At 58.5% G+C, this 13,080-nt stretch carries 8 protein-coding genes and 1 pseudogene; 4 read left to right on the plus strand and 5 right to left on the minus strand.

Going from position 1 to position 13,080, the window contains the following annotated elements; all coding sequences use genetic code 11:
- The coding region (locus AMR42_RS08160; RefSeq protein WP_368670729.1) for an MORN repeat-containing protein at positions 1-619 on the minus strand (619 nt) is incomplete at its 3' end.
- Positions 620-1,739: 1,120 nt separating this feature from the next.
- Between AMR42_RS08160 and AMR42_RS08165 the strand changes: the two genes are divergently transcribed.
- From AMR42_RS08165 to AMR42_RS08175, 3 genes are all read left to right on the plus strand, one after another.
- Positions 1,740-3,509 (plus strand): glycosyltransferase family 2 protein, encoded by a 1,770-nt coding sequence (locus tag AMR42_RS08165; protein ID WP_099533031.1) that lies wholly within the window; start codon positions 1,740-1,742, stop codon positions 3,507-3,509.
- Between the two features lie 286 nt (positions 3,510-3,795).
- Positions 3,796-4,140: a YbaB/EbfC family nucleoid-associated protein gene (locus tag AMR42_RS08170; protein ID WP_099532961.1), complete on the plus strand. Its 345-nt coding sequence runs from the start codon at positions 3,796-3,798 to the stop codon at positions 4,138-4,140.
- 302 nt (positions 4,141-4,442) lie between these two features.
- Positions 4,443-4,940: a low molecular weight protein-tyrosine-phosphatase gene (locus tag AMR42_RS08175; RefSeq protein ID WP_099532962.1), complete on the plus strand. Its 498-nt coding sequence runs from the start codon at positions 4,443-4,445 to the stop codon at positions 4,938-4,940.
- 295 nt (positions 4,941-5,235) lie between these two features.
- On the opposite strand, the pseudogene AMR42_RS21585 reads toward AMR42_RS08175, so the two are convergent.
- From AMR42_RS21585 to AMR42_RS08190, 3 genes and pseudogenes are all read right to left on the minus strand, one after another.
- Positions 5,236-5,622 (minus strand): annotated as a pseudogene (locus AMR42_RS21585) (YraN family protein); the annotation flags it as partial.
- A gap of 11 nt (positions 5,623-5,633) precedes the next feature.
- Positions 5,634-6,389, minus strand: coding sequence for a hypothetical protein (locus AMR42_RS08185; RefSeq protein WP_099532964.1), 756 nt, complete (start codon positions 6,387-6,389; stop codon positions 5,634-5,636).
- 90 nt (positions 6,390-6,479) lie between these two features.
- Positions 6,480-8,450: a family 10 glycosylhydrolase gene (locus tag AMR42_RS08190; RefSeq protein ID WP_099532965.1), complete on the minus strand. Its 1,971-nt coding sequence runs from the start codon at positions 8,448-8,450 to the stop codon at positions 6,480-6,482.
- 403 nt (positions 8,451-8,853) lie between these two features.
- On the opposite strand from AMR42_RS08190, the gene AMR42_RS08195 reads away from it, so the two are divergent.
- Positions 8,854-9,195 (plus strand): carbon dioxide-concentrating mechanism protein CcmK, encoded by a 342-nt coding sequence (locus AMR42_RS08195; RefSeq protein WP_099532966.1) that lies wholly within the window; start codon positions 8,854-8,856, stop codon positions 9,193-9,195.
- A 108-nt stretch (positions 9,196-9,303) separates the two neighbouring features.
- Here AMR42_RS08195 and AMR42_RS08200 read toward each other — a convergent pair whose 3' ends face one another.
- Entirely contained in the window at positions 9,304-13,026 is a 3,723-nt protein-coding gene (locus AMR42_RS08200) for a hypothetical protein (RefSeq protein WP_099532967.1), read from the minus strand.
- Positions 13,027-13,080: the final 54 nt, after the last annotated feature.

Raw genomic sequence — 13,080 nt, forward strand, 5'->3', positions numbered from 1 at the left:
CCTCAGAAGTGGGGGTCGATCGGCTCTGGGGCGTGGGGGTAGGGGTTTGGGCCGGTACGGTGCGCGGGGCCGGGGTCACCGGCTCAGGTGATCGCGGCTCAGTCGCTTGGTTCAAGGCCGTGCGCACGGCTTCGATCGGCTGGGCCTCCTTGAGTTGGCCCCCTTCCCACAGCCCCGCCAACTGTTGCCCATTGGCATAGCTATAGATGCCGCGACCGTGGAAAGCATTGTTGCGAAATTCCCCTTCGTAGCGATTGCCATTGGCGGTGCGGTAATTGCCGCGGCCGTTGAACTGTCCCGCCATAAAGTCTCCTTCATAGCGATCGCCCGCAGGCGACACATAAAGCCCCCGCCCTTGCAGCTTGCCGTTCACCACCTGTCCTTCATAAACCCCACCCGCCGCATAGGCATAGCGGCCGCGCCCCGTGCGCTGACCCGCCACAAAGTCTCCCTCGTAGCGATCGCCATTGGCCGCCAAGCAGTTGCCTGGGCCCGTGAAGATGGCGGCCTTGGCTAATTCTTCACAGGACGCGGTGGCGGAATTGGTGGATAGGCGCACTTCTTCCGATCGCGCCGCTGGACTAATCCCGATCGTGCCAACACAGGCACTCAGAACCATCGGAAGCACAACACCCCGACCCCATGGCCAAGGCAAACAAGTTGAGTTGGATCGCATAAGGTTTAGATGAGTAGCTATTGCAATCGTTCTGAGCAACCGCCCCTAGGGAGCGTGGCGAGCGACGTAGCTAAGTCTTTTGTAGCTGGCTGATCGCAATCCTGACGCATTTTCTATTAAATCGTTATCTTAAATCGAGTCTGCCTAGGCTGTCTGTGATCAAATAATCACCTTGGTTGATTTTCTTGTGAGAATCAACCTATTCCAGCACATGATTTACCTTAATTTTTCACCCTAATTTTTGAATGATCCAAGTTTTGTTAACTTCATCATGATCACCACACCAGTCAGTGGTGCATTTGCAGGCTGGTTTCAGAATCCGCTCCCTCGTCTTCGCTTGGGTCATGGAGACGAGGTTTGAAGCCTCGATCGGACGCTGACCTTTCCGGCCTTCAATTTTGGAAATGATGATGAAGCGATTACAAACTCCCAAAGCAGTCAATCCTTAAGTCGTTCAAGGCGAATTGCAGATCAAGAACAGATCAAAAAACAAAATCGACAGAAAATCAGTCGAAAAACCCTTCAAAATCGATCCAAGACTCCCATCAGGGACGAGGGAGATTGGCTTGAAACCTTGATTAGTTCCCTCAGCTTTGCTCATAGACCTAGAGCATAGCCGATGGAATAGCTGATGGATTAGCTGGGAGAATGGGCGGGAATAATGACTAGGGACAGGGTTGTGGCGATGCATTAGCGCAGATCCCGCTTGTTGGGGGCATCGTTAGCTTGGGGGGCATCGTTAGCTTGGGGGGCATCGTTAGCTTAGGGGGGCATCGTTAGCTTAGGGGGGCATCGTTAGCTTGGGGGGCAATGGCTGCGGATGGCTTCCCTCCCGCGATCACCCTTGGGGTCTGAAATGCTGAAAATGCCGTCCAATTAGTCCCGAGCAGGGTACATCAGCATCGATCGAAGTAAGCAGTATGTGCGCTGGTTGATTGACCACCCCAGGGTCTGGCCCTGGCCGGGTCGGGTGATCATCCCCAGTTTGCAACACTTGAGGCGATTTCCTTGGGATCTGCGCCGTGGCTCATCCTTGCAGCCTGGGTCTGCCCACAGCCGTGTTATGCAATTCAGTATCGTCATCGCTACCTATAACCGCCGTCGGCTGCTCGATCGGGCGATCGCCTCTGCCTTGGGGCAAAGCTATCCCTGTGAAGTCGTGGTGGTGGACGACTGTTCCCGGGACGATACCCCCGAATGGGTGGCTCAGTTGCAACTCAGCCTCCCGATCGAGCGACGCGCCCAACTGGTCTATTGGCGCAACAGCAGCAATCAGGGCCATTCAGCCAGCGTGAACCGAGGTGTGGAGCTGGCCAAGGGCGACTGGGTGAAGTTGCTGGATGATGATGATTATCTTGATCCCAATTGCATTGCTGAGTTTGTGCGGGCAATTCGCATTCACGATCAACGCTGTGGCAAAGGTTTACGTCCACCCGCGGCCCTGTGCTCCTGCCAGGCCTTGCAGGTGGACTTACAGGGCAATGAAATGGGGCACACCCCTCGCACGGGGCCAGGTTTAGCCTATTTCATTCCCCAAGAGGATATTCACTACGGCATGTTGGTGGAGATGGTGCCGTTTGGTACGCCGGTACAAGTGGCCTTTCGTCGATCGGCCTTTCTGCAAGCCCGGGGCTGGGACTCTCAGTTTGATACCAATTTTGATGATATTGATGCTTGGATTCGCATTGCTGAATATGGCGATGCCATTTTTTTAAATCAGTGCTTGGCCTATCGCACCGTTTGGGACGGAGCCTATAACCGGCAATTTTCGTTCGATCGCCGGTTTGACACCAATTGGTCCATTAAACAAAAAATTCACGGACTGGTAAACGAACGGTTTCAGCAACAATTGCCCGAAAGCCAGGCGGTTCAGTCCTATCTGCGCCTGCATTGGGGATTGGTTGCCCTTAAGCATTACCAATGGTTCAAGGCTTTCTCGATCGCTGCTCCCAGTTTGCTATCGGCTCGGGGATGGGGCCTGATGTTGCACACTCGGCTGAATCGTATTTTCCACGCCCTCACCTGGACATACCGAGACACCCAACGCTATCTGAAACGCCGCCTTCAGGCCTGGATTCGGGCCCAATCGCCCCAATCGCTGCTGCGGGGTGGGTGGTTCAAACTGCGCTGGCAACAAATGCGTTTTCGGTTGCAGTTGGCGCGGCAACTGTGGCAGCAGGGGTTCCCCTTAGCGGCTCTGTTTGTGGTGAAAACGGTGGTGATGCGTTGGGCGATCGCCCTGTGGCTTGATCCTTTGGTGCGCTGGGCCCAACGATCGCCCCGGCGACGGGCTTGGCTGCTGCGCCGTGCGGCCCGACTGTGGCGTTGGCTCGATCGGGACTTAAATTTTCTGAACCATTTAGATCATGCCCAGCGCCGAAACAGTCCCCGTCACTTCAGTGCGCCCCGTCATCCCAATCACCCTCGCCCCCTCAGCGATCGGATCAGGAATCGCCTCGATCGCCTGAGTCGCCTGAATCGCTTAAGTCGCCTGAGCTATTTGCCACCCAGCAATCCTTTGCTCGCGCTGCCCGCTGCCCCAATCTCCAGCCCACCACAACCGCAACCGCAACCACAACCGCCCAAACCACCCATGACCCCAAGGTTGCGCCAATGGATCGATCGACTGCGGTTCGTGCAAGCTCGCCAATTGTGGCATCAGGGGCGTTGGCTGAAATCTTTGGCGCTGTCGATGCCGCTGCTGTTTTCCCCTGCCATTTGGGGGCTGATGTGGCAGCGGGGCGGGCGGGCAATGCGCCGGCCGAAGGTTCGGCGGTTTGTGCTGCTGGATTTGCCAGCAACTCCGGGCGATCGGCCTCATCCTCACCCCTGAATCAGGATGCGATCGGGGTGACAGCAAGGGCGAACTGGAGTGAAACCAGAATGAACCCAGAACAAAGCCAGGATGAAACCAGAATGCGATCGAGATGAATCGCTCCGCAATGGGAGTGGATTCTTGGGCTACCAACCGCTTAGGGGCGCGGCTGTGTTGATCGCTGCCAGTGATAGCATGAGCAGGGGCCAGGGCCGGAGAACGATCGAGTGCGATCGCCCGTCCAACCCAATGTTTCTGAACCTATCGTGATTTTGACTGCGCGCAGACCGCGCGACTAACACCTATGTCGCAAAACAAAGGATTTGGCTTCGGCTTGGGCAAAATGAAGGAAATTGCCCAAGCGATCCAAAAAGCCCAGCAAGTGCAAGAAGATGCTAAAAAGCTGCAAGAAGAGCTGGAAAAAACCGAAATTGAAGGTCAAGCGGGCAACGGCTTAGTGAAGGTGGTGATGAGCGGCAACCAAGAACCCCTCCGCGTAGAAATTTCCGCAGAAGCCTTGGGCGAAGGGGCTGAAGTTTTGTCGGATCTGGTTTTTGCGGCCATGAAAAACGCCTACACCGCTTCCACAGAAACCATGCGGCAACGAATGGAAGCCCTGACCGCTAATCTTCAGCTACCGGGCATGTAATCCCCGTGAATCGACAGATCAACTCTGCGGGTCTGTCGTCATTGCCTGGGAGCCAACGGGAGCCGTTGATTGTCCAGACTCCAACCGTCGTAACAAGGGGCTTAAGCCCCTTGCTCCCCACGATTTTGTCACGGTGGAGTCAGGGTTGCCGACGATTTGACGATCGGCCCTCAGCTCCTGATCCAGTTATTCCGGCATCTTGGCAGACCAGGAGCGTTGGCCCTCAGTCTGCGGTGAGTGAGACACATCGAATTCAGTTGCCTTCTTTGGCACTTTGCTAGACTCTGCGAAATCTGTGCCCTATGCCTGTCAAACTGCTATTTGTCTGTTTGGGCAATATTTGCCGATCGCCCGCTGCCGAAAATTTGATGAATCATCTCATTGCACAGCGCGGCTTGCAGGGGCAAATTGAGTGTGATTCGGCGGGCACAGGAGCCTATCACGTGGGCGAGCCACCCGATCGGCGCATGAGCGCGGCGGCGGCGAATCAGCCAGGCATCAAACTGCAAGGGCGGGCGCGACAATTTTCCTCCGTTGATTTTGCGGATTTTGACCTCATTTTGGCGATGGATCGGGATAACTATTGGGGCATTTTGGCGCGCGATCCCGATCGTAAATATCGCGACAAGGTGAAGATGATGTGCGATTTTTGTCGCCACCATGACCTCAAGGAAGTGCCTGATCCTTACTATGGCGGCCCCGAAGGATTTCAGCAGGTTATTGATCTGTTGCTTGATGCCTGTGAAGGACTGTTGGAAACCCTAATTCAGGAAGGCAAGGTTACACCTCCTGAGGATTAGGAAACTGCCAGGTTAACCACAGGATTAAACAACTGTTCACCAACTTCAGAATTAGACCATTCAGCATTCAACCATTTAGCATCTAGCCATCAAACTCGATCGCCCCAGGCCAATAGTCCCATAACACCAAGGCTTGGCCCTGAAACTGCGTGGGTTCCCCGAGGGTAATGAATTCGTTGGGTAATTTATGGGGTAATTCATGGGGTAACCCGCTGGTTGATTGACGCATCAACTCATGGGGTAACTTAAGGTTCAATTGAGGGTTCGATCGCTCCGTTAATCCTGTGACTGGCCGAATCACTGATCCCTCCACCCCAGCTACCGTTCCCCGAGGCGATCGCCCCACCAACGCCACATCAAACCGCCGAGCTAAATGGGCCCACTGGGGATGTTGAATGAAAAACAACTCCGCCGTTCGTAAGAGTTTCAGTTGCTTGGCGGTGGTGATGGCCAACGCGCCGTTGCGATCCCAATTTCCAGGACTGCGGGTTTTCACCTCCACAAAGGCCAATTCCTGACCCGATCGCGCCACCAAGTCCAACTCACCGGCCCGACAGCGCCATCGCCGCGCCTCGATCATCCAGCCCTCTTGCATCAACCAAGCGGCCACAAATTCTTCACCCAATTCGCCTAATTGGGCCGCAGTTGATCGGCGATCGGAACCTTTGGAATGGGGGGTCATAGGCTGATGTCCTAGCGGCCCTCGCCCGTATCGAGCATTACGCCCAGAGCCAAGGCAATCCGGCGATCGAGATAGCGATTGAGATCCGCACTCATATCCAAAACGTAGCGATCGAGCAGGGTAAATTTGCGGTTAAATTCCCCAATTTGGCGATCGCTATTCCCCTCCAAAATGATGAAATTCGTTCGCAAAACCCACATCAGCGGTTCTAAAAAGCGCCGTAATAATGACAGCACAATCGAATCCTCTTTGGCGACACAAAGCAGTGAGCCATCGGGGCGATAGCAGTGCCACCGTTTGCGCAATATATCGTAGAGATAGTTCTTGCGAAATCGAGCTAAGTCCCCTTTCAAATCGCGCACAGTAAAAGTGGCGGTGAACCATTCAAATTTTTTCTCTTGAATGATTTTAATCAGTGGTTCCTGTTTACTGGCATCTCGATAGATGGTGATATGGCGCTTGGGTGAAATCAGTACAATCACCGCCAGAACTGCGATGCAAATAACGATTGTTCCCACCAAAAACACTGGCAATTGCAAGTTTTCTGGCATCACTGACATCAGAAGAGCCAGCAGCACGATCATGACGATGGTGGCAACTAAACCGGCCAAAACCGCCAGCAAGCTACGCGCCCAATGGGTTGGCCGTTCAATGAACAGGATTGGGTCTCCGTGATCATCGCAAACGTCATATTTTTCCGAGAGGGTCATCAACTTTTGTCGCAATAAGAACCGATCGCGGTTAAAGACTGAATCGACCTGAAACATGCTCAATTCTCCACAACATCACCCGATCGCCCCGTGGCAGTGCCCCCGGTTAGCCCAGGTTTCTGGGCCAACGTTAACCGACAACCCGCCTCATCGCAGGGTCACCACCACCCCTTGGCTTTCACGGGCCGATCGATCCACGGCGCAGAGGGCATAGGTTCCGGCCCCCAAGGCGAGCGATCTCGCTCCGGCCGCCAACAGGCGATCGAGCGTCCAACTGTTGCCCTGTTGTCGATAAAGGGCCCAACCACGCAACCCTTCGCCACCCGCAGCCCAAGTGAGTTCTCCACCATTGACCCTCACCCCCGTGGGCGGACTCGGCGGGTTGCCGGTGGCCCTCAAAATCGGCGGCAAGGCTGGTTGGGCATAGAGTTCCTGGCGCAGTTGGTCAGCAAATCCCTGGCGGTTTTCCGCGATCGGCTCAATGTTATAGAACGCATTTCCCAAGGCCCGCTGGGCCGCCAGCTCCCGCGTGAGGGTAATTTGCTGCTCAAATTCGGCCACTGACCAAGCGCTGCTGCTGCCCAATTTGTCCAAGTTATTGCCGGGGTAAACATGGGCCCCGTTGGCAATTTGCACCCACCAGTTCAGCAGGGTGCGGTAACTTTGGGCCGTTTGATCAATCCGCCAATAGAGTTGAGGCGCAACGTAATCTAACCAGCCGGCCTTGAGCCACCATTTGGGATCGGCAAACAGGCGATCGTACTGATCCAGTCCCACAATGCCCGCCGGTTCTCCGGGACGATAGATGCCAAAGGGGCTGATGCCGAATTTGACCCAAGGTTTGACCGATCGAATCTGTTCCGACAACCGCTTCACCAGCTTGTTTACGTTGTCGCGCCGCCAATCGGCCAAGGTTTTGCCACCCCCCCAAGACCAGTAGGTTTGGCGATCGGGAAACTCTTGCCCCTCCACGGGATAGGGATAGAAATAGTCATCCAGGTGAATGCCGTCGATGTCGTAGCGCCGCACCACATCCAACACCACGTCTACGGCTCGGTTTTGCACCTCGGGCAGGCCCGGATCCATCCAGCGCTGCGTGCCGTAGGTGTAAACGGCGTTGGGGTAAACGGCTTCCACGTGGTTCCCGGTGCCGATCGGGGCGTTGAGGGAGGTGCGGGCCCGGTAGGGATTGAACCAAGCGTGGAGTTCCAGGTTGCGTTGGCGGCATTGCTCGATCGCGAAGGCCAGCGGGTCATAGTAAGGATTGGGTGCGCGGCCCTGGGTTCCTGTTAACCAACGGCTCCAAGGCTCAATGCTGGAGTCGTAAAGCGCGTCTCCTTCCGGGCGAATTTGCAGGAAGATGGCGTTTAAACGGGCCGCCGCCGCTCGATCGAGCAGGGTCACCAATTCCGCCTGCTGTTGGGCGCTGGACAGGCCCGCCTTGGACGGCCAATTCACATTCCACACACTGGCAATCCAAGCGGCTCGCAATTCCCGTCGATGGGACAGATTCACCAACTGGGGCGGCGGCTCCCCGGGTTCCACCAAGTAGGGCGAGTCGATCGCGGGGAAATTGCGATCGGCCACCAGGGCTTGATAGAGCATGGTGGCCACTTCCGCCCGGCTGCTGGCTTGGCTGGGGCGCAGTTGCCGCAAGTTGGGAAAATTCGCCACCAAGCGACGGTGCAAGGCTCGCTGCACCGGCTGTCGGGCGTAGGTTGCGATCGCTCCGGCATCATCAAAAAAACGGCTCAGATCCAAGGTTTCGCCGCCGGTTAAGCCCAACCCATTCACCAAGGCCACCAACACATCGGCCCGCACGATCGTGGCATCGGGGCGAAAGGAACCGTCCGGGTAGCCACTGAGCAAACCCCGTTCCCAAGCCTGCTGAATTGCAGCCCGGGCCCAATGGTTAGCGGCCACATCCCGAAAGCTGCGGGGCGATCGCACGGGGGGGCGATCAACCGATCGCACCAGCAAGGCTGCGAATTGGGCCCGAGTTAAGGGGCGATCCGGTTGGAAGGATCCATCGGGAAATCCACTAATCAACCCTCGATCGGCCAGGGCCGCGATGAAGGCTTGGGCCCAGTGGTTGGTGATGTCTGCAAACGTCGCCATTCTCCTCCAATCCCTTGCTGCGCTGCGATCGCTTCTCGCACCCTAGCATGGCCTTGAACTTTCGCCCCATGGCCCGATCCCCTTTTGGGCCCCGGCCAAGGGGGCGCTGATTAGGATCAAAAATCACTGCGATTGCAAGATTCAATCGGGCGATCGCCCCCAGATTCCCAAAGAAGTCCAAACACCCAGCGCCGCGATCGCCAATCGCCCGTACAATGTTGCGTGGACGCTCAACCCCGCGTCACAACTCCGGGCGCTGTTTGTGTTCGGCAATTCGCGCTGGGCAATTGAATTTGCGCTGGGCAATTGGTTGTGACCGCTGCCGGTTGAAGCGGTTCCATAGCTTGCAACTCTTGCAACCCATTGTTTTCATTTAGCTAGGCTTTTCACAGGAGAGCGCCCCATGGCCCAAGCGGTAGGCTCGATCGAAACCAAAGGCTTCCCCGCCGTCTTGGCCGCAGCCGATGCAATGGTTAAGGCCGGGCGCGTCACCCTCGTTGGCTATATCCGCGTGGGCAGCGCTCGCTTCACCGTTAATGTGCGCGGCGAAGTGGCTGAAGTTAAACAATCCGTTGAAGCGGGCATCGCGGCGGCCGAAAACGTCTTCGGCGGCGTGGTGGAATCGTGGGTGATCATCCCGCGTCCCCACGAGAATGTGGTGGCGGTGCTGCCCATTGAATACAACGACAAGGTGGAACAGTATCGCGTGGCGGTGGAAGGCCCGCGCCTGCTCACCTCGCGCTAGGGCTGATTGCTAAAGGCCCCATTGCCCCATTGGTCACTGGCCACCCGAGCAGGGCGGCTTTTGTTTAGGTATCAGGCCTTTGGATCGGCCTAGGTCTCAGCACCATTCCTAATCCCAGCGATCGAGGTCGTCTGACCAGCGCTGTAACAGGGCCATGGCTCGATCGCGCTGGGTTTCAAAGGTGGCCGCCAGCCAGATCATTCCCGTGCCCAACGCCAGCCCCACCAACCATTTCAGGAACGACCACCGGGCATTCAGCTCCACAAAATTGGCCAGGGTGGCGGCTCCCAGCAACAGGGATCCCATCAGCAGGTAGGCGCGCACTTGCCAAAAAATGCCGGCCCCGATCGCCCCGAGGGCCAACACCAGACTCACCCAATCGGTGCTGTGCTGTGCGAAGGCCGCCCAAGCAATGATTCCCGTGCCGGCCAATCGCAGGCCGTGGCGCAGGGGCCGGCCCTTGGCCCCTTGCCAAGCGGGGTCAATTTCCGCCGCCAAAATTAAGCTGCTGCCCAAGGGCCCCACATAGAGCAGGGCTTCCATGGAACCGGCCAGCCACAGACTCCGCCAAATTGACCAGGTGGCAAACAGCAGCCCCAGGTAATACAACCGGCGACGACGCAACAGGGCCGCCAACGCACCATAACTGGCGGCCACCACCATCAGCGCGGGCGGGGCGATCGACCCGGCCAGTAAGAGGCTCATGCTGGCGGGCAACCAAAGGGCAACCCGTTCCCAGGCGATTTTTTGGGAGCGGGTTTGGCCCAAAACCGCCAGCCCGATCGCGCTGAAGGCCGCCAGAACAGCCCAATGGGGGTCAAAGGCGGCCCAGCCAGGCAACCAAGCGCGGCCCCAACTGATCCAGGCGATCGTTTGCAAAGCCGCCAGATCCACCCACAGGCCCGAGGTGCGCCACCCCTGAACCCAGGGATAGGCCACCAACAATCCCAAGGCTGCCCAGGCCAAGGGGCCGTGGGTGGGGCCCGCCGTCAGCCACAGCAAGCCCGAAAACCCAGTGCCCACCAGCCAGTGGCCATGGGCTGTCCAGGCCAGCGTGCGGCCATTGAGAGCAAAGAGCGATCGCCCCCATCGATCGCGCCCAAGGTCATAAAACCAAGCCAGGAATCCCGCCACGACGGCAAACAACACCAGGGCATCGGTTGTGGTTCCGGCGGGCAACCAATGGCCCGTCCAAAAGAAGGCTAATTCACCCCAACCCCAGGAGGCGATCGCCAGGGAACTGTAACTCAGCCAGCGTTGATGGGGCGATCGGGCGGCCACCCGCAAACCAATGAGCGCCACCCCCACCATCAGCAAGCCCGTCCAACCGTCCCAATAGCTCGATCGCCACAACAGGGTTAACAGGCCATAGCCCAAGGGCAACCACCGACGGCTGGGGAACTGTCGCCCCAACCGCTCTGTCGCAAACAGGCAGATGAACCCCAGCCCAAGCGTCGCCACCGCATAGTGGCTGAGGGAGCCGTTCAGTTGGCGAAGGGTTTCCGCCGCCGCCAATTCCAAGGCCGCGGCTCCCGCCCAGAGTAACCCCGGAATGGCGGCGGGCCGACCGGCCCGCCGACTGGTGAGCAACCGAAACCCGATCGCCCCCAACAGCAGCCCAATCACCCACCCTTCCCAAAGCGCCTGGGGCTGATCCCCGTCCAGGGCCAACACCAACAGCCGCAGGGCCGTGAAGGGTAACAGCAACCAACTCACCGCCGTGGCCCAGCGATCGAGGGCTTGGCCATAGAGACGCAGCAGCGGACTCGATCGCCCCACCCCCAACCACCACAGCCCCCAAGCCACAACCAACAGGCCACTTTGCAACGTCACCCAAGGGCCAAAGGCCAGCCCGCTCCAAGACCCCACGCCGGCCCCGGTCAAGGCGGATAGGGACAACCAACCAAAGGTCACGGCCATCAGGGCCACCCACCCTTGTCGAAACCCAGGCAGCAGGGAGCTGGCCCCCAAGGCCAACCCGGCCACACCCAGGGACAGAGTGAGGGACTGGGGTGAGGAAATGGCCAGAGATTGGGCCAAGACCAATCCTCCGGCCCCTAGGCCCTTGGCAGCTTTGCGGAACCTTTCGGGCCCGATCGCCGCTAATCCCAACAGAGCCAACGGGATCACCAACCAACTGAGCAAGCCCGAGGTCGCCACCTGTGCAGGGACGGTTTCCCAAACCCCATGGGTCAGTTGCACCAGGCTCAAACCCGCCAGGCCAAGACCCAGCCACCAACTGGTTTTCACCCAAGGTTGCCAAGGGGAACGATCACCCCCGATCGCCACCAAACTCCACAAAACCAGGGCAGCTCCAATGCCGACTTGCCCCCAACCGATCGGGGCGCTGGTGGTGGGCAAGGCAAACCGGGCCAGGGCATAAACAGCGGCCAGGGCGGTCGTGAGGGTGCAGTTGGCCAGGACTTGAGGCAGCAGGGATCCCAAGGGCGATCGACTGGCAACCAGGCCGAAGCTGGCGGTGGTGAGCAAGCTGAGGGGCAAAAGCCGCAGGTTATGGGGCCAAAGGGCGAGGGCATAGGCATTGAGCAACAACAGGATTCCCAGTGCCAGGCCCAAACCAAATTTCGCCAAATCGGGGCGATCGCGTCGCTGCTGGGCGATCGCCAGCCCCCCCGGCACGATCGGGTAAGGCAACCACAGCAGACCCAAAACCTGTTCCGGTTGCCGCAACTCCAGCAGGGATTGCACCGCAACCAACAGGCTCGATCGCCAATCATCGGGCAACAGGGCCGCGGTTCCCCGGCAAGCTCCCGCCATCACCAGGGTTAAGCCCAACAGATCCGCTCTCCGCCCCGATCGCTGCAACCGTTCCCACAACAGCCCTCCCGCAATCAGAGCCAAGGTTAATTGCTGCCAAGGAGCCGTGGCATCCGTCTGCCCCAGCAACCAACCCAAGCCCACCAGCAACCAGCCAAACCCATTCAGCCCCACCTTGGCCCGGGTCGCCTCGCGAGCATCCAAAATCACCAGCAACCCAGACACCACCATCACCAACGCCACATCGGCCAGGCTGGCAATCTGGGTGGCTAGGGCCCGCAACAGCAAAATCAGCAGTGAACCGGCCATCAGGGCCCGATGATGGCGTGATCGCAGTTGCCACCGGCCGGGCCAGACGGCCGCCAGGGCAATGAACCCCGCGCAAATCGTCACCCCAGCCCAAGCTTGGCCCGATGGCCAGTTCCAATGCAATCCACAGGCCAACAGGATCAAGAGGGCAACCGATCGCCGACTCACCATCGTCCAGGCAATCATCAACCACAGTGCGCTCGCTCCAAACCAGCCCCACAGGGGCAACCCCAAACCATCGGCGGCCCAGGCATTCACCGGCAACAGCAGGGTCACCAGGGCGCGTAGGGTTTGGCCCGTCAGGCGCAACCGGGCCTGGCGATCGGTCCAGAGGGCAGCCCCCCAAAACAAGATCGTGTACAGCAGCAAGATGCCATATTGCCCCACGCCTCCCACTTGGCTCCAAAAGCTGGCCGCCAACCAGGCAGAGGACACCACCACCAAAAACGCCCCCAACAGCAGCAACCAAACCACGCTCAGCTCCGCCGTAATGGCCCGCAGCCGACCGGAGGACTGGGTGACGGGTTGGGGGGAGGGGCTGGGAACGGGAGCAACGGGCGATCGAGCAATGGCGGGCAATGGACAGGTGAGCCAAGTGCTGGCCACTTCGCGCACCCAATCTTCCGACACCAACCCCAAACGCAACCACACCTCCAACCCCTCCAAAAGTCGGGGGTCAGAGGTGCGGACAGCCAATTCAATGGTTAGCAGGTGGTCGCGGTGTTGCGGAGCAAGGTCAGCCATAAAGGGAGTCGGAGGGACACGATCGGCTCAGGAGGGGTCAACCGCCATGAGCCT

Source organism: Limnothrix sp. PR1529, from assembly GCF_002742025.1.
GTDB lineage: Bacteria > Cyanobacteriota > Cyanobacteriia > CACIAM-69d > CACIAM-69d > CACIAM-69d.

Coding starts and splice junctions, on each gene's coding strand:
- AMR42_RS08165 (WP_099533031.1), top strand. CDS start 1,740: ATGCAATTCAGTATCGTCATCGCTACCTATAACCGCCGTCGGCTGCTC.
- AMR42_RS08170 (WP_099532961.1), top strand. CDS start 3,796: ATGTCGCAAAACAAAGGATTTGGCTTCGGCTTGGGCAAAATGAAGGAA.
- AMR42_RS08175 (WP_099532962.1), top strand. CDS start 4,443: ATGCCTGTCAAACTGCTATTTGTCTGTTTGGGCAATATTTGCCGATCG.
- AMR42_RS08185 (WP_099532964.1), bottom strand. CDS start 6,389: ATGTTTCAGGTCGATTCAGTCTTTAACCGCGATCGGTTCTTATTGCGA.
- AMR42_RS08190 (WP_099532965.1), bottom strand. CDS start 8,450: ATGGCGACGTTTGCAGACATCACCAACCACTGGGCCCAAGCCTTCATC.
- AMR42_RS08195 (WP_099532966.1), top strand. CDS start 8,854: ATGGCCCAAGCGGTAGGCTCGATCGAAACCAAAGGCTTCCCCGCCGTC.
- AMR42_RS08200 (WP_099532967.1), bottom strand. CDS start 13,026: ATGGCTGACCTTGCTCCGCAACACCGCGACCACCTGCTAACCATTGAA.